Annotated in this window: 22 protein-coding genes; 8 read left to right on the top strand and 14 right to left on the bottom strand. The window is 41.8% G+C overall.

Features of this window, described 5'->3' with window-relative positions; translation table 11 throughout:
- Positions 1 to 8 precede the first annotated feature (8 nt).
- Positions 9 to 704 (top strand): hypothetical protein, encoded by a 696-nt coding sequence (locus NWE91_06920; GenBank protein MCW3986122.1) that lies wholly within the window; start codon positions 9 to 11, stop codon positions 702 to 704.
- A 135-nt stretch (positions 705 to 839) separates the two neighbouring features.
- The gene (locus tag NWE91_06915; protein ID MCW3986121.1) at positions 840 to 1,688 is read left to right on the top strand and encodes a methyltransferase domain-containing protein; all 849 of its coding nucleotides are present in this window, start codon (positions 840 to 842) and stop codon (positions 1,686 to 1,688) included.
- Between the two features lie 205 nt (positions 1,689 to 1,893).
- Here the strand turns inward: NWE91_06915 and NWE91_06910 are convergent, their stop codons facing one another.
- From NWE91_06910 to NWE91_06895, 4 genes are all read right to left on the bottom strand, one after another.
- The gene (locus NWE91_06910; GenBank protein MCW3986120.1) at positions 1,894 to 2,079 is read right to left on the bottom strand and encodes a hypothetical protein; all 186 of its coding nucleotides are present in this window, start codon (positions 2,077 to 2,079) and stop codon (positions 1,894 to 1,896) included.
- A gap of 216 nt (positions 2,080 to 2,295) precedes the next feature.
- A complete protein-coding gene (locus NWE91_06905; protein ID MCW3986119.1) occupies positions 2,296 to 2,904 on the bottom strand; it encodes a hypothetical protein in 609 nt (202 codons plus the stop codon).
- Between the two features lie 87 nt (positions 2,905 to 2,991).
- A complete protein-coding gene (locus NWE91_06900; GenBank protein ID MCW3986118.1) occupies positions 2,992 to 3,384 on the bottom strand; it encodes a winged helix-turn-helix domain-containing protein in 393 nt (130 codons plus the stop codon).
- Positions 3,385 to 3,637: 253 nt separating this feature from the next.
- Positions 3,638 to 4,102 (bottom strand): CBS domain-containing protein, encoded by a 465-nt coding sequence (locus NWE91_06895; protein ID MCW3986117.1) that lies wholly within the window; start codon positions 4,100 to 4,102, stop codon positions 3,638 to 3,640.
- Between the two features lie 309 nt (positions 4,103 to 4,411).
- On the opposite strand from NWE91_06895, the gene NWE91_06890 reads away from it, so the two are divergent.
- A complete protein-coding gene (locus NWE91_06890; GenBank protein ID MCW3986116.1) occupies positions 4,412 to 5,833 on the top strand; it encodes a dihydrolipoyl dehydrogenase in 1,422 nt (473 codons plus the stop codon).
- Between the two features lie 247 nt (positions 5,834 to 6,080).
- Here NWE91_06890 and NWE91_06885 read toward each other — a convergent pair whose 3' ends face one another.
- The 5 genes from NWE91_06885 to NWE91_06865 all read right to left on the bottom strand — a co-directional run bounded on the left by NWE91_06885 (position 6,081) and on the right by NWE91_06865 (position 9,684).
- Entirely contained in the window at positions 6,081 to 6,467 is a 387-nt protein-coding gene (locus NWE91_06885; protein MCW3986115.1) for a hypothetical protein, read from the bottom strand.
- A gap of 86 nt (positions 6,468 to 6,553) precedes the next feature.
- The gene (locus tag NWE91_06880; GenBank protein MCW3986114.1) at positions 6,554 to 8,026 is read right to left on the bottom strand and encodes a hypothetical protein; all 1,473 of its coding nucleotides are present in this window, start codon (positions 8,024 to 8,026) and stop codon (positions 6,554 to 6,556) included.
- Positions 8,027 to 8,067: 41 nt separating this feature from the next.
- Positions 8,068 to 8,616: a hypothetical protein gene (locus NWE91_06875; protein ID MCW3986113.1), complete on the bottom strand. Its 549-nt coding sequence runs from the start codon at positions 8,614 to 8,616 to the stop codon at positions 8,068 to 8,070.
- Positions 8,617 to 8,622: 6 nt separating this feature from the next.
- Positions 8,623 to 9,108 carry a hypothetical protein gene (locus NWE91_06870; GenBank protein ID MCW3986112.1) on the bottom strand — a complete coding sequence of 162 codons (486 nt, stop codon included), beginning with the start codon at positions 9,106 to 9,108 and terminating at the stop codon, positions 8,623 to 8,625.
- A gap of 252 nt (positions 9,109 to 9,360) precedes the next feature.
- A complete protein-coding gene (locus tag NWE91_06865) occupies positions 9,361 to 9,684 on the bottom strand; it encodes a hypothetical protein (GenBank protein MCW3986111.1) in 324 nt (107 codons plus the stop codon).
- 347 nt (positions 9,685 to 10,031) lie between these two features.
- Between NWE91_06865 and NWE91_06860 the strand changes: the two genes are divergently transcribed.
- On the top strand, positions 10,032 to 10,751 hold the full coding sequence (locus tag NWE91_06860) for a ZIP family metal transporter (protein MCW3986110.1): 720 nt from the start codon (positions 10,032 to 10,034) through the stop codon (positions 10,749 to 10,751).
- Positions 10,752 to 10,830: 79 nt separating this feature from the next.
- Positions 10,831 to 12,030 carry an MFS transporter gene (locus tag NWE91_06855; protein MCW3986109.1) on the top strand — a complete coding sequence of 400 codons (1,200 nt, stop codon included), beginning with the start codon at positions 10,831 to 10,833 and terminating at the stop codon, positions 12,028 to 12,030.
- Positions 12,031 to 12,107: 77 nt separating this feature from the next.
- Here the strand turns inward: NWE91_06855 and NWE91_06850 are convergent, their stop codons facing one another.
- Positions 12,108 to 12,629, bottom strand: a complete 522-nt coding sequence (locus tag NWE91_06850) for a hypothetical protein (GenBank protein ID MCW3986108.1) — start codon at positions 12,627 to 12,629, stop codon at positions 12,108 to 12,110.
- Positions 12,630 to 12,846: 217 nt separating this feature from the next.
- Here NWE91_06850 and NWE91_06845 point away from each other — a divergent pair, with 217 nt between their 5' ends.
- Together NWE91_06845 and NWE91_06840 are read left to right on the top strand one after the other, a co-directional pair.
- Positions 12,847 to 13,872, top strand: a complete 1,026-nt coding sequence (locus tag NWE91_06845; GenBank protein ID MCW3986107.1) for a CbbQ/NirQ/NorQ/GpvN family protein — start codon at positions 12,847 to 12,849, stop codon at positions 13,870 to 13,872.
- A gap of 33 nt (positions 13,873 to 13,905) precedes the next feature.
- Positions 13,906 to 15,624, top strand: coding sequence for a hypothetical protein (locus NWE91_06840; GenBank protein MCW3986106.1), 1,719 nt, complete (start codon positions 13,906 to 13,908; stop codon positions 15,622 to 15,624).
- Positions 15,625 to 15,631: 7 nt separating this feature from the next.
- Here NWE91_06840 and NWE91_06835 read toward each other — a convergent pair whose 3' ends face one another.
- From NWE91_06835 to NWE91_06820, 4 genes are all read right to left on the bottom strand, one after another.
- Entirely contained in the window at positions 15,632 to 16,315 is a 684-nt protein-coding gene (locus NWE91_06835) for a hypothetical protein (GenBank protein ID MCW3986105.1), read from the bottom strand.
- Between the two features lie 119 nt (positions 16,316 to 16,434).
- The gene (locus tag NWE91_06830; protein ID MCW3986104.1) at positions 16,435 to 16,983 is read right to left on the bottom strand and encodes a hypothetical protein; all 549 of its coding nucleotides are present in this window, start codon (positions 16,981 to 16,983) and stop codon (positions 16,435 to 16,437) included.
- A gap of 30 nt (positions 16,984 to 17,013) precedes the next feature.
- Entirely contained in the window at positions 17,014 to 17,667 is a 654-nt protein-coding gene (locus tag NWE91_06825; GenBank protein ID MCW3986103.1) for a hypothetical protein, read from the bottom strand.
- Between the two features lie 253 nt (positions 17,668 to 17,920).
- Positions 17,921 to 20,137, bottom strand: a complete 2,217-nt coding sequence (locus tag NWE91_06820) for an AAA family ATPase (GenBank protein ID MCW3986102.1) — start codon at positions 20,135 to 20,137, stop codon at positions 17,921 to 17,923.
- Between the two features lie 244 nt (positions 20,138 to 20,381).
- Between NWE91_06820 and NWE91_06815 the strand changes: the two genes are divergently transcribed.
- Positions 20,382 to 21,299, top strand: coding sequence for a helix-turn-helix domain-containing protein (locus tag NWE91_06815; GenBank protein ID MCW3986101.1), 918 nt, complete (start codon positions 20,382 to 20,384; stop codon positions 21,297 to 21,299).
- Positions 21,300 to 21,606 lie beyond the last annotated feature (307 nt).

The raw sequence follows: 21,606 nt of genomic DNA, 5'->3' as shown, positions 1-21,606 counted from the left end.
GGATATAGATGAGTACAACAGTAATTCTCATGATTTCAGCAGCTGTAGCAGCTATTTTACACACACTGGTTCCGGATCATGAAATTCCATTAGCAATGATTGGGCGTGCTAATAACTGGACCATGAAGCGAATGGTTGGAGTCACAATAGTTGCGGGAATTCTACACATTTCTGTTTCCATGGGCATAGGTATTGTAGCCTTGCTTGTGAGTGTTACAATGTCCCAGTTCATTGCTAATTCAGCACAGCAGATTTCAGGATTTCTACTTATTGCCTTCGGACTTGCATACGCACTTCTATCTTGGAAACGAAAAATAGGTGGACATTCGCATTCCCATGGGTCTGACCAGCCCGAGCACCTTCATGAGCATGGTCTCCATAAACCTAAAGCAGGAAGACTTGGAAAAAACAAAATTGGCTGGGGTGCTTGGGTTACTGCGATAGTGGGAATAGCACCTTGTTTCACGCTAATCCCTGTATTGATTGCTGCAGTTCCTTACGGAGCAACCACGACCTTACTGGTCATGCTTTCCTACGCCATCGCTACAATTGGAATGATGGTGGTTCTAACCTCGATTGCACTCAAAGCAATTCAATATATCACAAGGCTGGAAAGAATAGAAAAGCACATGGAAATTCTTGCTGGCATCGTGATCTCCAGTGTTGGAATATGGCTGATTCTTGAAACAAGCTTGGGACTGTAGAAGAAAAAAAGGGAATGTTCAGGTGATATCTCCACTTGGTGCTGGGTTCGAATCCCACCCAACCAACCAAAATCAACATACTACATTTGTCCTGTAAGCTACAAAAGTGTTAACGCCTATACTATAAGAAAACTTATGAGCTTGCAGGACAACCAGACTGGCTGGAAGGTGAGTACTGATTTGGAGAATTTGCCAAAAAAATTGGCAGCATCAGGTGCAGTTAAAATTCGGGTCAAGTTAGGGTTGATTTCTGGTGGAAAAGTTCTGGATATTGCAACTGGTTCTGGTGATTTTATTGATACTTTGATGAAAGCGTTGAAGGACTATGACTGTTTTGTTGGGATTGACATTTCAAAGAAGGATCTGGAGTCCGCTGAGAAACGGTTTAGAGACCAGCCCGTCAAACTAATGGAGATGAATGCGGAATCGTTAGAGTTTGACGATAATTCTTTTGACATGGTATGCATGGCTTATTCGTTGCATCATCTTGATAGAATAGAGAAGGTGTTAGCTGAGATGCGTCGTGTATTGAAGCCAGGTGGAAACTTCATTATTCAAGAAGAATTCTGCGATGGAAAACAGACTGGAGCACAGAAAGCAAACATACTACAACATGCTTGGGAAGCACAAATCGATTCTTTGTTAGGTGAGACTCATAAAACGACTTTCACTAAGCACAGAATTGAAGAAGTTATTGGCAATTTAGAGCTTGAACGGGTTAAGATATTCGAATCTACACATCCAGTGGAGTGTCTTTTCTGTGAAAAAAAGTTTAGATGTGACGACCCAAAAAGTGAAGAGGAAATTGATGGTTCTATCAAAGAGATTAATGACAATCTTAAAAGATTAAAGGAAGTTGCAGATCCAAAAGCTCGCATCAGACTTCAGAAGATAGGCGAAGAATTGAAAGAAAGGAACAGAAAGTTTGGTAATGCTCATCCCTCCGTATTGCTTGCGATTGGAAGAAAAGCTCTCAAGCTTTGAATATCAGCTTAAGTTTAGAGAAAGCACAGAAAAACATGCGCTCTAATACATTAGATTTTGGTTGGTTGGTTGGTTGGTTGGGTGGGTCAGAATTCCACCCTAACAGTTGATGAAGCAACTAATCAGGGTCTAAGTAGAAATAGATGGATATCCAACCTTCATTTGGTTAAGAGAAGTGAGGAAAAAAGAAAGGAAATTTCTGGTTCTATTCCTTTGCTTTTTTGAAATAGAATACAGCGATCCATATCAAGGCGAAGCCTACTATACCTTTAACGTCATTGGGCGAAAACAACTCACTGGCTGGGTCTACGGTAGTCAGGATAGCATCAGCAAACAGAATCGCAGCGAAAGCTAGAACTATTAACCCTGCAACGAGATTATCGGTTTTCATAATCGCCTATTCTGCCGCATTGCCTTATAGTTCTTTGCTATCCGATCAAATACTGACAAAATGCCTTCTGAAAGCATGTTCTGTTCTGCTTTTCGTTGGTTGGTTGGTTGGTTGGGTTCGAATCCCACCCCGCCAGCTACCAGGGTTTAAACGAGGATTCAAAGCTGTCTTGGTCCACATTTTGGAGGAAGAATCATATTTTGGGGTTTTGGATTTTCATGAGTGCTGGTCGCTACAATCGCTATGAACAATGAACATGTTACGATTATTGAGCTTGCGGCTTTCGTTTTTCATGTTGTCATGCGCCCGGCTAGGCCACCATCCCCTTCTCACCCTTAAATAGATAATGTATGCAGGAATAATGTTGATTAGAGCTTGCGTCATGTTAAACAACCCTACTGGGACTAGAAGGCTGACCACAAGTGGCTCTGGCATTCCATAGAAGAGTTGAAGCAAGTAATAATTAGCTATAGTCATTGCAACGACCCTTGAGGCAACTGCAGCGAGCGAGTTAGCAACAACACCTCTTTTAAGCAACGCAAATGCCAGTAAGGTCGCCAGCTCCGCAAGGACCTTAAAGACGCCTCCATAAACGTTTCCGCGAAGAAATATAATTGAACATCCTACAAGGCATGTGTATATGGCGCACAAGGGGCCATAAAGAAGCAAACTGACCATCATGGGTAACCCTGTAATGTCCCAAGAAATCTTAGGTAGAAGTGGGAATGGAACGTCGAACGGCGGTCCCGGTATTATCTCACATAATGCAGAAAGAGCGCCTAGCACACTGACCACAGCAATCTCTCGAGTGCCTATCTTTTGCAAGGATACATCATCTACGAAGAAAATACTTCTTGCGCTAAATTATATTTATATTTTGCGCAAAATACTATGTGTTTACCGCAACTCTTATTACTCTATTTGTATCATTTTGTTAGCAACTTGAACCAACTGTTTGATCAAGTCCAAATTTTTCGGATACAGCACACGTGAACGCCCCACCTCATAGACCTCTAACAATCTGCTTCTTTGTAAAACCTTGACGTGACGATAGATGGCGGCGTAATCCTTTTTCAGGATTTCGGCAACGGCCTTTATGTGTAAAGGTCTTTTAGTCTCGCTTATGAGCTCAACTATTCTTAACCTTGTGGGGTTGCCCAGCGCACTCAAAACGCTCGAAACTCGCAGTATTTCGTCTTCAGTGAACACCGTTTTCACCACACTTACTATATTCACATTCAATTTATGACATTTTCGCCAAATGTTCTCAGTCAGTCGTGTAGATTCTTCAGAGTTAATTGACACAAATTTTCCAAAACAAAATGCATGTGCAACCTTATGACCAGAGTTGAATGGAGGCATATTTAACAAGATCGTGTAGAAATTATTCCAGGCTCTAAACGGGGACTATCAGCCAGTTACCCCACCAAAAACTTCTTTTGCAAAAATAAGTTCAAAATCTACCCTGTTTTCAGGAATGAGGAGGGGCGCGCGCAAGAGAACATGTGGGCCTGCTCATTCGGGTCTTGGAAAGTAGGGAGTAGAGTGTGCGTATCTTTTAGACAGTAAATGTGCAGGCGGGTTCGATACAAAAGCCTTTTATGAAAGCCTCTAGGAAGCGTGCGCGTGTTTCAATTAGTTCCATCGTTTTTTCATCCAGTTTTGCAACACGAGCTATGTCGGTCAAGGTAACCAGACCTACTAATCGGTTTCCTTCTACTATAGGTAGTTTCTTCACCCTTTTCTCAAACATAAGTTCTGTAGCTTCGACAAGCTGCATGTCTGGCCTTCCAACGGTGACCTGTTTTGTCATTATTTCTGAAACCTTAATTTCTTTCGGATTCCTGCATTCTTCTAAAACTCTTTCAAGCATATCTCTCTCAGTCAAAATCCCAGCAACCTGACCGTTGTAAACCACCAAACAACCTATTCTATTCTTATTCATGAGTTTTACAGCATCGTAGGCTGAGACGTCTCCCTGCAGGGTAATAACGTTCTTAACCATTAATTTCTCGATTTTCATAATTATCCTCTTCTGAAATTGGTATGACCAAAACTATAAATTTATTTAAGTGGGGATTCTGATTCAAAATCGGATTTGCTAATAAACTTCAGGCGTGCTCATACTTAAAGAGTCTTGTTCTAAACAATAAAAAAGGAGCAGAGGAAATTTCCCGGAATCCGTGTCCGGTATGTGGTTCGAACCACGTCCCGCTTGCCACTGATGCACCCTGCATATCCTGAATTTTTTCCTATGGGGATCATTTGCGTTTGTGCACGCGCTGAAAATGCTTTAGTATTGCCTTGAATGTAATAGTGCGGAGATTCTAGTTTGAGGGAATACGATTTAATCTCGGTGGGTACAGGTTCCGCGATGAGTATTGTGAACGCTATGATACGTGAAAATCCGAAGTTGAAGATCGCTGTTATAGATAAGGATGAACCTGGCGGTATATGTTTGACTCGGGGTTGTATCCCGTCTAAGCTGTTGCTTTATCCTGCTGAGTTGGTTAGAATGATTGATGGGGCGGGTGATTTGGGAATAGAAGTTGGCATTAGAAAAGTAGATTTTAAGATGATCATGGAAAGGATGAGGGGCATCATAAACAAGGACATAAATATGATACGACAAGGGCTTTCGCGTTCTGAAAATATTGACTATTATCCCACTGTAGCCGAATTTGTTGCGCCATACACGCTGAAGGTTGGTGATGAAACTATAAAGTCAAAGATGATATTCTTGTGCACTGGTTCAAAACCCACAATACCTCCAATAAAAGGGTTGGAGAATGTAAGCTATCATACTAGTGATACAGTCATCAAGATGAGTCAACTACCTAAAAGCATTGCCATAGTAGGGGGAGGCTATATAGCCGCTGAATATGGCCATTTCTTTTCAGCAATGGGCTCAGAAGTCACAATAATTGGTAGAAACCCCCAGTTCCTGCCAAAAGAAGAACCAGAAGTTTCAACACTTGCCAAAAAAGAGTTACAAAAGCACATGAGGGTTCTTACTAACCACGAGGTTCGAGAGGCAGAAGAGACATCTACGGGCGAGAAAAGACTCGTTGCTGTTAATAGGGAAAGCGAAGAGAGAGTCGTGATAACTGCGGATGAGTTGCTAATAGCAACAGGAAGAGGACCAAACGCAGACGTGCTCCATCCCGAAAAGGGAGGCGTGAAAGCAGACAGGAAGGGATGGATTATTGTTAATGAATACTTGGAGACTTCGCAGCCAAATGTATGGGCTCTTGGTGACGCGAATGGCAAGTATCCCTTTAAGCATGTAGCAAACTACGAAGCAAGAGTAGTTTACTATAATGCTGTTCTGAAAGAAGCAGTACAGGTCGATTACCATGCAGTGCCTCACGCTGTTTTCACCCATCCTGAGATTGCAGGCGTCGGACTAGGAGAGAAAGAAGCAATTGAGAAGCACGGTAAGGAAAACGTACTGATTGGATTTCATAGATATCAAGACACCGCCAAAGGAGAAGCCATGAACATGAAAGACTACTTTGTCAAAGTTATAGTGGAGAAGAATACCATGAAGATCCTCGGGGCACATATAATTGGGCCTTATGCATCTGTTCTCATACAGGAAATCATAAACCTAATGTTTACCTCTGCACAAGGTGCGGAGCCAATAATCAATGGAATGCACATTCACCCTGCTTTGAGTGAGGTTGTTGAGAGAGCCTTTGGTTCTCTGATGACACAAGAGCAGTATCACCACCTAACTGAACATCACCATTGACTATGTTGACTTATTTGACCTAGTTCAGATCAATTCTATATGAGCAACCATGCGCTCGCAAACTAATCATCAAAAAAGGAAACTATGCAGTAGACACCTTCACTGTGTTCATGAGTTCGAATCCAACCTTGCCAGCAACAGACCCAAAAAAAAGGGAGGGGGGGAGGGGAGGGGGGGTCTAGGCGTCCCACAGATCCATTGCATTATACACAAAAAATGAGCCATTAATATTTATGCGTGCGAAACTCTATTCTGCCTCGGTTGCCTGCAAATAGAAGCTTTCAATGACTTTCGTAGGTTCAATTCTTAGGCATTGTATGACTTTGCGGCATCCGAAGCATTCATCTGGAAAAGGACTGCCTTTAAGCAATGTTGTTAGGTAGCCCACGTAATGAGGGCATTCTTTCTCTTCGACTTTATTCTCTGTTGGGAGTTTGGTTGGTGTTGCAGGTTTTTGAGGTTTTAGGGCCTTTTGGGCTTTTTTAGGCGCTTCTTTGGGAGTAATTTTTCTCATGTATTTTGACAGCTTTATTTCTGTGGATGGTTTGAGTTTCATAAGAAGTGTGAAGTATAGTGTTAAGGTTAGGGTAATTACTGCGAAAGGCACGTAGAAGGCTGCGTCGTATGGAAGCATTTTTGTCACCTTTCTTTTGAGGCTTGGTTGGTTATAGGTTTAATGATGGTAAAATCCTTAGGGCAAATCTGTAGTGTAGTGAGCATTTAGGTTATTTCGAATGTTATGATGTATTGAGCGTATGTCGTAATGCTTGGGGTAAGGATTTCAAGAAATACATAAACATATGATGTTCCTGTGCTGTTTGCTTCTACCTTCATGGCTATGTAGATGGTTTCCGAGTCACCTAGATCATACCATGGTCCAGTTTGGTTGATGTAAGCTCCGTTCTGGATGTAGATTTGGCGTGAAGTGCCATCTGACGAGTTGTGGAAGTAGATGGTGCAATTTTGCAAACGGTTAATGTTGGAGTCAGCGTATTTCTTTAGCCTAATCTGCCAAGAATCTGTAACGGTGTTGTTTACTCTGAGGACGTAATCATAGTTTTCTGTCCAAACGTGTAAAAGGTTTGCATCTATGTTCCAACTGTCTTGATTTGTATCGCTGCTTTCTGTTCCACCCAGAAATCTTGCCGTAAAATTTTCGTTATTGAGCCAATCCGTTACTGAAACATTATTCCAGCTACTTGTTGTTAAATTGTAAAGAAAATGCCAATCTGACGTAGAAACGTTCCACGCATATACCATAATGTCTTCTGAGCCACTGAACGTTCCAGTTTTTATGCATAATTCCTCGTATGTTCTTGTGTAGTCTACGGATGTCCATTGAACCTCCAAGTCTAATTCATAACTTGGCCCTAACGTATAATCAATTTCAAGTCTTGCACTGTCAACCTCGTATAACGCTGCAAAGTTGGGTGTTTTAAGGTACATTTTTGCAGCATCAATCTTTGTCCAAGTGTTAAGAGTTGTTGAAATATCTATTTGTTGCCATGACCAAGAAACTGTAAATATAACTGTATCGACTAATGTCCATGTTGACCCATCCCAGATGTAAACGTCTATTGCTTTGTTTGCAGACTCGCATTGACCGTAAATTTGAATGTAAACAGAATTAATTGTTTCAGTTGACTTCCCTGAATTAGGAAAACCGAAATCGCCAACTTCTGCGAGTTTGGAACTCGTATTGACATAATTGGTAGAATAATCAATGGCGTCAAGATAAGGATTCGTTCCGACCCTTGTCCAGTCAGTCTTGCTCTCATCATCGGCGTTAACATAAAGCCATATTGAATCACTACCACTAAACGTATTTTCTTCCGTTAGAGTGTCATTAATCAAGTCTGGACCGTATTTCTGAGCTGTAAAATTGCTATGAGTCCCTTTGTTTGCACTTAAATCCACATCAGTGTCATTGTTGTCAACAAAATCGTAGCCATAGCCCGATACACTGACCTTTGCACTGGTCGAGTTCGTGTAGATTGTGCTTGTGCCAGCCGTACCTTCTTGAAGAATAATAGGCGGGGAACTAATCGTCATATAAGCTTGCATCAACAGAGAATAGTACGCGCTTCCCACCGCACTCTGCAGCGCGTAACCAAACAAAGCCAAGACAGTTAACACTAACCAAACCAAACGTCGAATCCTTTTATGATCTAGACTTACCTTTACCCTACTCACGGATACTCTCCTCCAAGGATTAGAAAAAAAAAGAGGGGAGATTATTGCTCAATATCAATAGCCATCTCGATTGTTGCAGTTTGACCAGATGTCGCAGTCGCGTTTGCCATTGTTTGAATAACGATCGCATATTCTGTGTCTGCAATAACCTGTGTGAAACTGGTTGCTGAAGGCGTGGTCCAGCTAGATCCATCTGACGTATAATTCAATGATATCGTAGTAGAGGTCTGCAACGTAAAGTTGATGTACACAAAGTATGCAGCACTGCCAGACAGCGAAACAGGCGTTAACCTAACGTTGTAGTTCGTACTTGTGTGGTTGTTCCTCACCCTGATTGCATCATCGTAAGTCATGGTCATGTTCGGATAAGCTATGAGCTGAGTTAGCGTTGCACTCTTGTTGTCATTGAAGAGGTTTACTCCTGCAGTGGAATTATCTGGACCTTTCGCAAAGTATACATCGTTTGCGGCAGTGGTGATAGTTGATGTCATTTCCAACGAGTAATAGACGGCTGCGCTTGCAGAGATAACGAGCAAAGATATCAGCGTCAGAATCATCATCTTTACAGACTTGTTAAACACTCGACCCATTCGATCTCACCTCCTTTTCCAATATTTTTTCACGATTTGCGGAGTCACGAACACGGATATCGAAAGCCCGAGAACTATTGCACTGAAAAGCATAGCTATCTGAAAGAGAAACACTGTTGCCATTTCCATCGCATAGTTGAAAACGAAGAACCCTGAAATTAGAAACGTCGGAAACACCACGGCGCCAGAAAAAATCTTTGCAAGAGTCCATTGCTTCTTTATGGCTGCAAGATGTACATTGAGAGCAATAACGCTGGCCAAGGCTACGGCTAGGTAGAGGAAACTATACCAGAATCGCATATGACCTCCGGACAAGGTCATAAACTCTCTGCTCAATACAAGGTGGGCATAGCCTACTATTGCCGCGGCCTGAAACAGGTAAGGTATTGTCTTAGGGAAATAATCATCTAGAAGACATGTCAATAGACTCATGGCTACGAAAACGTCGACAGCAACGAAGAGGAAGAACTCTGGTAGCAAAGAGAAACTCATTTGATGCCCTCGAATTCAGTGTCCAAATCAGAATCGAAGCATTTCCTACTTAAGACATATGAATTAAAAATACGAATCAGTGTTACAATTGCATTTTATTCAGCATATCATGAGGAAGTTTATTACAAAAAGCTTTTCGAGAACACAGTAAAATCCAAGTTTTTTCAATTCATGCGCGCATACGTCTCTATTCTCTTTCTAACTCCTTCGATTTGCATACTCTTTGGCGCGTTTGGTTTGGTCTTTCTAGACCTACTGCAATGGATTGTCGGCATAAATACGCTTTTTAGCTGGATGCTTGTTACTCGTCTTTTTTAACGCGCGATTTGCACTTCTTTGCACGCGCTTAAGATATTCTATCAACGCGTTTACTGCGTCTACAGTTTCCTCTTCTTCAACAGTCGCAATATATTCATTCGCCGCTTTAACTACGTCTCCCCTTTCTTCAGTAGTCAAGATTTGCGCGACTATAACACCTTCAAGCCATTTAGCGGCTGCAGCCCGCCTATCCAAGTCTAAGCTTTCGATAACTTGCGCAAACTTCTTCAGAGATTCCCGACCGCGACTTTCAGTCATGCGCTTTCGTCTTCCTTCAAATCTCTCTCAGAGCAATACCAATTTTAGCCTTGTGGATTCAGAATCAATATGCGACTGCACTGCCGCGTGCGCTGCACACTTATAAACCACTGTACGCGCATGCGCGCGCGTGCAAATCTATCGAGTTATCCATTAAGCTTAGTATCTCTGCTCTGCCAACCTCTTTAAGTTCAACACTCTGCACAGCCAATTTTAAAACACTCTGACATATCCCAAAACTATATGCATATAATCACATAAAAAATACGTTGACAGTTTTCCTTTGAAGTCTATAGTAAAAGAGATGTTTTATTAGCTCACGAATTAACACTAATAGGCGAGACAGCATGATTCTTGTATGGATTCTTACTGCAACGTTTCTGGTTAGCATCGTTTCACTGATTGGAATATTATTCTTAACCGTGAAAGATAACATTCTGAAGAAAACTCTTCTCGTGTTGATTAGTCTTGCTTCTGGAACTTTGTTGGGAGGAGCTTTTTTTCATTTAATCCCGGAATCTTTTTCCACACTTGATGAAAGCATTTTCATCACGGTTGTTCTTGGCATCGTGGGATTCTTTCTCCTTGAAAGAAGCTTGTGGCGTCACTGCCATGAAAGAGAATGTCCAGTTCATCCCTTCGCTTACCTGAACCTTTTGGGCGATGGGATTCACAACTTCATTGATGGTATAATCATAGCTGCAAGCTTTCTCTCTGCTGAATCCCTTGGCATAATCACTACTGTAGCGGTTATAATGCATGAAATACCCCAAGAACTTGGTGACTTTGGTGTGCTTATCTACGGAGGATTCAGTAAGACAAAAGCTCTTCTTTTCAATCTTCTAAGTGCGATATTTGCTATAGTTGGAGCTTTGGCTACCTACTTTTTTATTTCGTACCTCCCGAGCATAAGCTATATCCTTGCCTTTGCAGCGGGTGGCTTTATTTACATAGCGATGACGGATCTTATCCCTGAACTGCACAAAGAAACTAACACTAAGAATTCTATTATTTCAATAATATTTTTTCTGTTGGGCATTTTTTCGATGCAGCTTTTAAAGGTTTAAAGAGCTCTCCGAAACGGGAATTCTCTGTAGCAAAGCTTTTCAGAGTCTTTCGCTTGTCAGTTGAGAAAGGTAGAGCCCCATGGCAAAAACATTCCAGCGAACGAGGAGTCTACTTCAACAAGCTTTCCCGTTCCACACCTTAGACAGAAACCTAAAAATATTATTCATCTCAAACATCTTCGCCGCCTTCGGCGACGGACTCACCATCTACCTTCTTCCCCTATTCATAAGAAACTTGGGTGCAACACCTGAAAACGTTGGTTTTCTGTACTCCATCTTGACAATAGCATCTGCAATCACAATAATTCCTGGAGGTTATCTGGCAGATAAATACGATCGAAAGAAGATTTTAGTACTAGCTTGGGCAATATGGGTGCCTGTACCGCTCTTATTTGCATTTGCAACAAATTGGACACAACTTCCCCCAGCAATGTTTCTCTATGGAATCCTATTTTCAGGACCAGCTTCAAGCGCTTACATTGTAGGACGTGCGCAGAAAAGCAAGATGGCATCAACATTCACACTGCTTGTTTCAGCCTGGGGTATAGGTTACACGTTTGCACCCGCGGTAGCGGGTTATTTGGCTGAGACAGCTGGGATGCAGATGGTTTTCTTTCTCTCAACCATATTTTACTTCATCACTATGGTTGCAACTTCACGAATTAGTAGCCAACTTCCAAGAAAGACCGAGTCTACTGTTGAGACTGGAACAACCACCCCTGGCACAGTAACTTTCAATCGTTGGAGAATATTCTTTCTTTCTGCACTCTTTGCAGCTGTAATATTCTTTCTTTCTCTCGTATTTCCCTTGGTGCCACAGTTTCTAGAAGACGTGTACAAATACAATGCTGTTCAGATCGGAATTTTAGGTTCATTTACTTACTTTGGAGGGTCCACCTTGTCGCTACTTGTGGGAAAAATCGGTGACAAATATGGAAAGACAGCATCGATTTCTCTTTCGATGATTTTTGTAGCCTGTGCGTTAAGCATCTTCATTTCAGTGAACAACTTCGCTGCCCTTATGATTGCTATGTTTCTACGTGGCGCATCTTTTCCCATGTGGGCTTTTATTGGCGCTACCGTGGGGGCTATCGCTCCGCCTGACTCGCGAGCTAGATGGATTTCAGTTGTTCAGACAACGACTCAGGTGGTGAGTATCTCAGCGCCTTATGTAGGTGGCATATTATATACTAGCTCGCCGCAAACGCCTTTTTTAATAACTATTGCAGCCTCTCTACTGCTCGCTTTCTTAGCCCAGATTAAACCATTCAAAGAATAATGTCTTGCTACGTAGTGTACACTATAGAGAGAAGAGGAAACTCAAACTATCTGTGAAAATCAAGTTTACATGTGAAATCACTGAGCGGTCGCTGTTGAGAACGCCTTAGATATCTTTTGCAGCTCCCTAGTGACCGATGATAGGAATCTAATCCTATCTTCGATTCTTTGCTTGTAAGCATCAGAGAGTTGCTTGAACTTCGGCATCACATCTTTGATAACACTGATCATAAGATCACGATTCGCCTCTTCACTCAAGTCCTTTAATTCCATTTTCCCATCCCCATGTAAAATTATGAGATGGCCAGTGGGATCTATGTTTGCCTGAACCACATTCCCTATTCCTTCCGGAAGCGCTGTTGGGGAAATTGACATCGTTGCTGCGAGTGGTTGCATAAGTTTTGACAATGATTCGAAGAATACCGCTACGAGCCTTTTCTCTTCAGAAGTTAATTCGCAGATTTGACCAATATCATCTTTTACACTTTTTAGTGAATCAAGGAGTTCCTGAAGGGATATTTGAACCTGCTTAGTCTTCTTCTGTTCTTCTTGGAACGGTAATTGTGCTATTTCTTGTGGTGGACTACCTTCTTGACTCATAAGGAGCATTTCCTTACTTAGCTTCTCACGGGTAGATTGCTAAAAGCCCTTGTATGTTGCGTCTCTTTACATACACTAATTATTTAAGAGATCTCAAACTGAACGCGTTCAAGGTATGTTGTTCGAAGTTTGAGATAAGAATAGCGTATCGCAAGTCGTAGTACGTAATATTTATATCCCGTCCGCCATCTCTATATATCATTGAGGCGAAGCTGTTTTGGGATATGGACACCAAGGTCTAAGAAAGGCAGAGGAAACTAGCCGAATTCAAAGAGTTACCTCTATTCGACGGGGCAACTACAAAATAACAGTGTCCATAAACAGAGAACGCTCCATGTCCCAGTCTCCCCTTTACCACAAATATGAAATCCAAAAATATGACCTTCATCCCAACTATAGCTTTGCTCATCTTGCTGACATGATTCCTAAGAACACTCCTGAATACATTGACAGTGGACAACGCTACGTGGAACGCATCGTCCGTGCACTCTACTACTTCAAACAATGCTCTCTCATAGGACCATCGGGAACTGGAAAAACTCACATCGTTTATCTAGTGGCAGAACTCTGCGGATTGCCAGTTTGGGAAGTCAACTGCGGCCTTCAAACATCTTCATATGACTTAATTGGGCGCTTTATTGGCCTTGGAAAAGAGAACTGGATCGACGGAATGGTTACTAGATGGCTAAGAGCGGGGGGAATAATGTACCTCGACGAGGCCAACATGATGAAGCAAGATGTTGCTACACGGCTTAATCCAGTTCTTGACACTCGAGGTCATCTTGTGCTGAACGAGAAAGACAACGAAGTTGTGGACAGACACAAATATGGATACTTAATCATCAGCATGAACCCTTATTCAGCAGAGTTTGCAGGAACCAAACCGTTGAACGCGGCTATGAGAAGACGCTTGGCTGTATGGATAAACTTCGGCTATACAAGCGTTGGCGACAAAATTTCACCCCTCGAAGTAAATATGCTTCTGAAACGCTCTAAAATTAGCGAAGATGTGGCTTATAAAATCGTTCAAGTTGGCGCCGAGTTACGTAGACAATACAAGGCAGGAGACGTCCCTTACGGACCATCTCTAGGTGATCTGATAAACTGGGCTACTCTCATTTACGACGGCAACACTCCTAATGTAGCTGCTGAAGAAACCATAATTGCATTGACCAGTGATAATACTGAAGTGCAAGACGATATTAGAAGAGTCATCGAATCAGTTTTTCCTAAACCAAAATGATTTAGAATTATATCCCAACATGCGGTAATCTACATGGGGTTCCTCGATTATGCCTGGGACGTCTCCCTTCAAAAAGATAACAAGAAAACAAGAATCAACTTAGACTCAAAACTTCAGCAACCAACTCTCACTTGGGATGACGCCGGCTTCAACATAGCTTTGCCCGCACCTTCCATATCAAAAGATGGACACATATCTTTCTTAGGATACGAATTTCAAGAAAACTCTGGAAAAGTCAAAGTTGGAAGATTATTCAGAGCCTGTGTTTCCCATTTGACTGTTCATACTTTACTGCCAATTGACGATGAAAATGCAGTTGCATCAACATCAAAACGCACACTCGTCGAATCTTTCTCCGAAACTCTAGTCCATGATGCTTACGTCAAAACCTATATTTCAGCAAGGCATCAAGACAAGCTCGTCGACTTGGCTTTCGCAAATTCTTTTGCCTTTATAAAAATGAAGTCTGCTGAAAGAATCTTCAATTCAGCCACTCGAATAATGGCAGCTTTGCTGTCAAAGATTAACATGGGCATTATAAAAGGGATACTCTGTCCAGAAGAAGAAGACACAGTCAACCAGTTGACTACCAGACTGAGTTCGCTCGAAGAAAAAATTGCTGTATCGTTGGCTGGAAAAGAAGCTAAAATCAGCGAAGCTTTTAACGAAACTGCAAATGACATAACCCAGATTCTCGAATCCCATGGACCTATCTTGGAAGCTCCTTCCCTACCACATACTGAACAAATTGGGCCATGCACTGTATTCTCTCAACACGAGATACCATATGAGATTAAAATTGAACAAATCTTCAAAAAATCTCTGGAAACTTTAGGAGGAATACATCTATCCAAAGGACCAATTGAGTCATACTGGAAAAAAGAAACAAACGCAGAGGCTCTGCAAGCTTTCGACTCGTGGGTGCATCAAAAAACTCGAGAACAGAAAATACTGGCGAGAATCGAGAAATACATACTGGGGACGAGATTCAAATCTGCCAGTTTTCCAAATGAAGATTATACTAAATATCTGAGGGCTAGAATTCTTCTTAAGGGGGGGAGTCGACGACTCTTGGACAGTCTTAGAGTTGCCATGGACGCTCTAGACGAAGACCCTAGAAAAGAACAAGGACAATTAGACCTCACTGAAGTTATCCAAAAGATTGCAAGCAGGAGTCCGAGAACAGACGTTTTCATGGAGAATGAATATTTGAGCAGAAGTTTTGCTTGGGGAATTCTCTATGACGCAAGTGCAAGCATGAAAATTAAGGGCGAGCTTGGTCGAGCACTGGCTATATGCGTTGCGGAAGCTACAAAAGAACTCCTGATGGACCCAAATTCCTGGTCTTTCTTTGCCTTCAGCGATCGTTTCTACATATTAAAGGATTCTTCAGAGGCGTATTCTCGCAGAGTACGCGCAAGAATTGGGGGACTAAAATTCAGTGGCTTAACGTACATGCCTGATGCTATTCAAGTTGCAGGAGAAATCCTTGCGCGTAGATTTGACGAGCAAAGATTCTTGATAGTTTTCTCTGATGGATGGCCATACGGTTATCCGAACATATCAAGTGTACTGTCAAAGAGCATCAGCTCACTAGAGAAGAAAGGCGTAATAGTAATAGGAGTTGGCTTGGAAAGCGAAAGAATGAAGAACTTCTTCAAAATAAGTAGCGCTGTCTACAGCCAAAAAGACCTCATAAAGAAATTCTCAAAAATTTACATGAAAGCCTCAGCAGCTGCACTCGAAACCTAGAAGAAATTTACGTTTCTGGAGCTTGCTCCTCTCTATCCCGCTGCGTTAAATTACTTTGTTGAGCTTCTGCAGTAGCTCCAACTTTTTGCTCTTTTATAGGTGTTGTCGTCTCTTCTCGTGGCACCATAGCCGGCTGTGCAGCTGTCCTTTCTTGCGGTGCCGTGTTTGTCGGGGGCTGCTGCAAAGTCCTCTCTTCTCTTGGCGCCGCGACTACTGTCTGCATAGTTTTCTCTTCTGTAGCTGTAGTGGCTGCAATACTTGCACTGATCTGTGCTATAGGCATTGGCTGTTGACTCGAATGAAGCAAATTTGATGGGGGATAAGGTGCATCAATCAAAGTGGCTAACAAATACATAGACATGAAGACATTTTGGTACACTCTTTGAAACACGAAGGGAATCTGCGTCTCAGGATTTACTTCTAGCATTTTTTTAATTTCTTCATCTTTACCCTCAAGCATAGCTACCCCGTCCACTTCATACTTCACTATGCTCGGTTTAGTCCCTACTTTTAAGGCAAAAGTCACACTAATCTGCCCAATTCGCCGCTCACTCTCTTCCATTCGCGCATTGACGTCAAAGCTGACTATCTCTCCACTTCCGACGTTCTCCGCCAGTCTAACCCCTAGCAAACTGTGAATTTTTACTCTGACTGCAACAGCTAGCGAACTATTTGACGGGCAAATATTCAAGACCCCATTATTCAGTGGATTTTATAGATACTCAGTAAACAATCACCATTGGCCCTCAACAGTTTTTACTTTGTGTGTAAATTTCTGCTACACACAAAGCAGCTCGATAATTTAACCTTCTACGTTTCTTTCAGGATAGAAAAATCAGCTATATATTGAAACTTCTTTTCAAATTCCTGGTCTTCCTTATGGCGGAGAACGATTTTCTCTGGAACACCATTACAAATGTAAATTATGTATATTATACCTTTGCCAAGTCTGGATTTTTCCAGCTCTATTATAGAGTCCCTTACCTTTTCTAGTCGCCCTATTTTTCCATTGATTTCTTCTATAGCCTCAAAGAGAATCTCAGCTTCACTCTGCTCAGATGCACTGAGAACGATTTCCCTGAACTGAATCCAACCATTAGTTGACGATTTTGTCTTTTTTGATTTGCCCTTCTTTTTTGTTGTCTTAGCTTTTCCTTTCGGTTTCGCCTTTTGTAGTGCCGCCATTTTTTTAGCCCATTCTTTGTTTTCCTGCACGTCTTCTGAATCTCGCAGGAAAGAGCCAAGCCATTGGCTGTATTCTTCTACCATTAATTTATATTGCTCTATGTCTTCTTCTAGAAATTCGTTTATTTCTTTTATTGAATAGAAACTGCGTATCTCTGTAACAACATTTCCCAACTTCTACACCAAAAACGTAGTTAAGAGTTTCTAGCCCTCGCTTGCTATCACAGGGTTTCTTAATTCTTCATCTTGAAGCATTTCAGAGGGTTCTTTCTCGTCTGGCGAGACCGCTTTTTGCAGATTTTTTAGTTCGTGTTTGATTTTCTCTAGAAGGTTAACTCTCTGGCTTATGTTCTTTCGGTAGGTTTTGATTGCCTTTTCAAGCTCTGGAATGATGACCATCATGACTGCCAAGATCGTGTCTGGGGGATAATCTTCCAGAAGTTTCGAGTCCACGTTATCGTCGTTTCTAATTATCGTTAAGTATCCTTCCTTGTTAAATTTGATTTGTCTGGCTCCCCTTAGCTTTGATATGCAATCTGGATGGATGTTAAAGGAAATCTTAAGATTTTTCAGGATTTGAGTTAAAAGACTGCAGAGTTCTTTTATCAGTTTTTTCTCCTCCAAAACGAAATCAGTTAGCTGCGAAGTCTCTTCACTTATTGCTTTCATAAACTCGTTAAACTTGCTCCTAATCTCTTTATGCTTTTCTTTTGTGTCCATGCTTTCTTCTACCTCTGCTGCTGCTTCGTTTTGTGGTTGGCTTGTATATGGAAAATAAGCATCGTCTTGAGGAAGTGGCTGCCATGGAACATTTTCACTTTGGCTTTCTTTCGATTTCTCTTCCAGTTCTTCTGCCATTCAATCATCACCCTATGAACGTGTACAGTTTTCTACAACGTTTTCGTAAAATAAGAGAATTTGTATGTGACAAAGCCTTACACACTAAGAGCCCTTGCCAATAATTCGCTAGGAAGTCCGCTTACTCTCTTTAGATTCAGAAAAATCATAAAAGCAATAGTGAAATGTGGGTGTTTGCAGAGACTGCTTCTTTTGTACATTCATTAAAATAGAATATGAGTATGCCCAAAAAATTCTGTGGGTGTTGTCCACCTTATTTGCCAAAATCGATTTTTCTAAAATTGTTGAAAGGCTTTTGGTGATCGGCCAGACACTCTTTTAGGTAGTCTTTCAATGTCTCGCCAGCAACTACCTCTATGTCGTAGTCTCTGGGATCTATCGAATGTTTATAGTTTCTCGCTGGAATCATGACCTTTCTGAAGCCCCATGCCTCGGCAGCCTTGATTTTCTCGTGAAGTCCGCCTACAGCTGTTACGGGTATTTCTCCATCCACACCGACGTTAATTTCGCCAGTAACGGCGACGTCTTGACGGATTGATTTTCCTTCTATCAAGGAGCAGAGTAGAATGGTCATTGTAACGCCGGCGCTTGGTCCGTCAACGCCGTAAGATTGAGCAAAGTCTATGTGAGTGAAAAAGTCTTGAGCCACGTCTACTCCATATTTTTGTAAGATGACACTTCTGACTTTTGCGACGCTGTCCGTAATAAACCGTTCTTTGCCACCTTTCGCGATTCCAGTTACTTTGTAGTATCCTTTCAGGTGATTATTATTTCCATGGTCACGCTTCTCTAGAAACCCTTTGACGGTCAATACGTTGCCCGTCATTTCACCGCTGTATGGATCAGCAACGACTGCTAGACCGTAAATTCGGCCAAGTCTTGCGCCTTCGGGTTTAATGTCAAGAAGTTTGCCTCTTTCGCTTATTTGGTGTTCAAGGATCTGCTTCTGAATTGTTTTGCAATGGTTTTCTATAGCTTCCCTCACATATTTTCTGTCAACAACTATGCAATCTTCCCTAATAGCTAAGGTCGCAGCAGTTTTCACTATAGATATCATTGGCCGAAATTTTGTCGTTAATCCGTCTCTTTTGTTGCTTCTTCTACGTCCTTCATCTATAATCTCTTCACATGCTTCTCTGCTGAAAGGTATTAGATGGAAACGTGAAACTTCTTGAGCGATAAATTGAACACATTTCCTTCGATTTTCAACAGTGTTGGGCATGTCGTTGTTCATTCTAACCACCTTGCCGTAGCCGTAGATTCTGTCCATAAGAGCAGGGTGTACATGTCCAATGCTGTCAAAGTTTCCAGCCCCTACCAGAAAGCACATGCATGGCACCGGTTCGGTAGCTACAGCCATCGCCGCGGTATTTCCTTCGTCCCAGCGGCTTCTCAAAGTAATAGATAACTGTCCATCTTCCAGTACAGTTAACAAAGTCACTGTCTGGGACGGATTCAAGTTTTTAATCTCGTCAATGAAGAGGATGCCCGTATGTGCCCGGTGGACATCGCCTGCCGACACCCTTTGATGTTCGGGTGTTCCTAAACCGCCAGTCTGCAGCGGGTCCCAAGCGATGCTGCCGAACAACTGTGCCGAACCATGACCTGTTGCGTCAATGAATGGTGCAACTCTCTTGGTGTTGTCCACTATGAGTTTTGGCACTTTAGTAGCCTTAGCTCCCCCAACACCTTTTGCGCCTCCCATCATTCCAAACCGTCCTAAAGCAACTACTAGTATCAGAAACATGAGCATCATGCCGGCTGGCAGGAATGTAGTGGTGCCTATGGCAACGAAGGCGTCCAGTATGTACGTGGCAAAGTTACCTCCATACACTTCTTGAACTGGTAACCCAAACGCGTTAGCAACATTGGCATCCCATTGTAGTTTCTGTTGCAATAGATAGTAAAAACCCGCGAACATGAAGATAGATGCCACTGTAATCATCAAATAAATCAGAGCTTTCATTCCCACTTTTTGGAGAAAAAGTTTTTTGGTTTCTTTCAATTTTTGCTTAAAGATTACTTTTTTTCCTTCACCTGCAGGGTGGCAAGAAATTTTTGGTTCGCTGGGAATCAAATTGTTTTGCCAACAAACAACATCTTGAAGATGAATTTTATGCTTTTTATATAACTCAGTTAAATGGGCAGCAAGTGCCCTGCCGATAAGAGACTTTCCAGTTCCCGGGTCGCCTAGCAGAAGTAAGTAAGGACCTGGGGGAGCCGCCTTCGTGGCATTTGGTTTTTCTTTGTCAGGGTCTTTCCACGCGTCATACCATTTTTCTTTCTCAAGATTTTTGAGTTTGTGAACCCATTCGTCAAGGCATAAGTAGCACTCATTCAAAGCACGTTCTTGTCCGATGACCCAATCAAGAAGGTTGTCGGAGACGGGATAGCCTTCGGTAGATTTGAAGGTTTTCCAGTTCCATTTCTTTCCACGGATCGTTTCTATTTCTTCTCCGAAATAATCCACTATTCTCCCTTCTGCACTTTCATAATGATGCGAGGCGGTCTCATCAGAAAACTATATCTCTAATCTTAATATACAGCTTATTTTCCACTCATTCATATGTCTCTTTCAAGAATATGTCTGCCAGATTTTGGATGTGTTGTTGATTTCTAATTCATATTGTGAGTTCAGAAGTATAAAATAGAAGTTGAACTCAGAACTCGAACTTACTTCGATTCAGATTTAGAATATTTAGGATGGTTTGCTCATGGAAACAATTGTAGAAAGCCCCCAAAAAGTTGCTAAACTTTATGACAAAAACACTGGGGTATGGAAATTTGTAAGAAAAGATAAGGGACCAATTAGATCCATAGAACTCATTGAGAATATGTTTCAGAAGCTCGGTCTGTCTAAGAACGAGATCAGAGTTTATGTTTATCTTGCTCGTTTCAGAGAACAAAAAGCAAGTGAGATTTCTGAGGCACTTACTCTCCACAGAACAGAGACCTACAGAATACTGCGAGACTTGGAAAAAAGAGGTTTAGTATCATCAGTTTTCGAGAAGCCTTTGAAGTTCATCGCTACACCTTTTGAACGGGCGATAGATGCTCTTATCGAGGCAAAGAAGCTGAGAATCCAGCGGTTAGAAAGGAAGAAGAAAGACTTAATCAACATATGGCTCTCTCTTCCCCGTCCTGAAGTGAAACAAAACAGAAAGGAAGTCTTCCAGATACTTGAAGGTGAAGAGCAGATTGATTTCAAGGCAAACGAAATAATCCAAAACGCGCAGCGTGAAATCAACGTCCTTGCCTGTGAAGAAGACCTTGCAAGATTATACCATTCAGGTTTTATAGATAAACTTGAAAAGCTTTCAAAGAAAAACTTCGATGTTAAACTTCTGACATGTAATTCGCCCAAAAGCCGCTTTTTTATTGAAAAAATAAGGCTGACGAATATGAGGTATGCGCTTTCAGATGTTAAAGATGTTCCCACGTTCATTTTGGTGGATCAAGAGCAGCTTCTCCTCACGATTAGAAAAAATCCTGAAAATTATAGCGGAAAAGCGAAGCGGGCGAAAATTGCGGCTTTGTGGACGAATTACGGGGCTTTCGTTAAGGCTTTGGGAAAGCTTTTTTCGGAGTTGTGGAAGGTTGAAGAGCCCTTGAAAATCGTTTCTTCATCTTAGAAAACCACATTTTGTCACTGTATTTGAAAGAATAAGCGTCGATTTTTATCGTTGCGTTGCGTCTTTTTCTGTTACACACAAATGAACATACTTCGCCGAGACATATTTTTGTATCAATGATTTCCGGAGAAAGTATAATGAAGCAGGTTTTAAAGAATAGGAAAGGACTTAGCACCGTCGTTACCACTCTGATTATTCTAGTGGTCTCTGTTTTGCTGGCGACCGTCGTTACTTTCTATGCTATAAACATCACTACAACCAGGATTGAGTCAGAGAACCTAAAGATAACAAAGACACACATATGGGC

Source organism: Candidatus Bathyarchaeota archaeon (assembly GCA_026014805.1).
Lineage (GTDB): Archaea > Thermoproteota > Bathyarchaeia > Bathyarchaeales > SOJC01 > JAGLZW01.
This window is presented reverse-complemented; position numbering and strand designations above follow the sequence as displayed.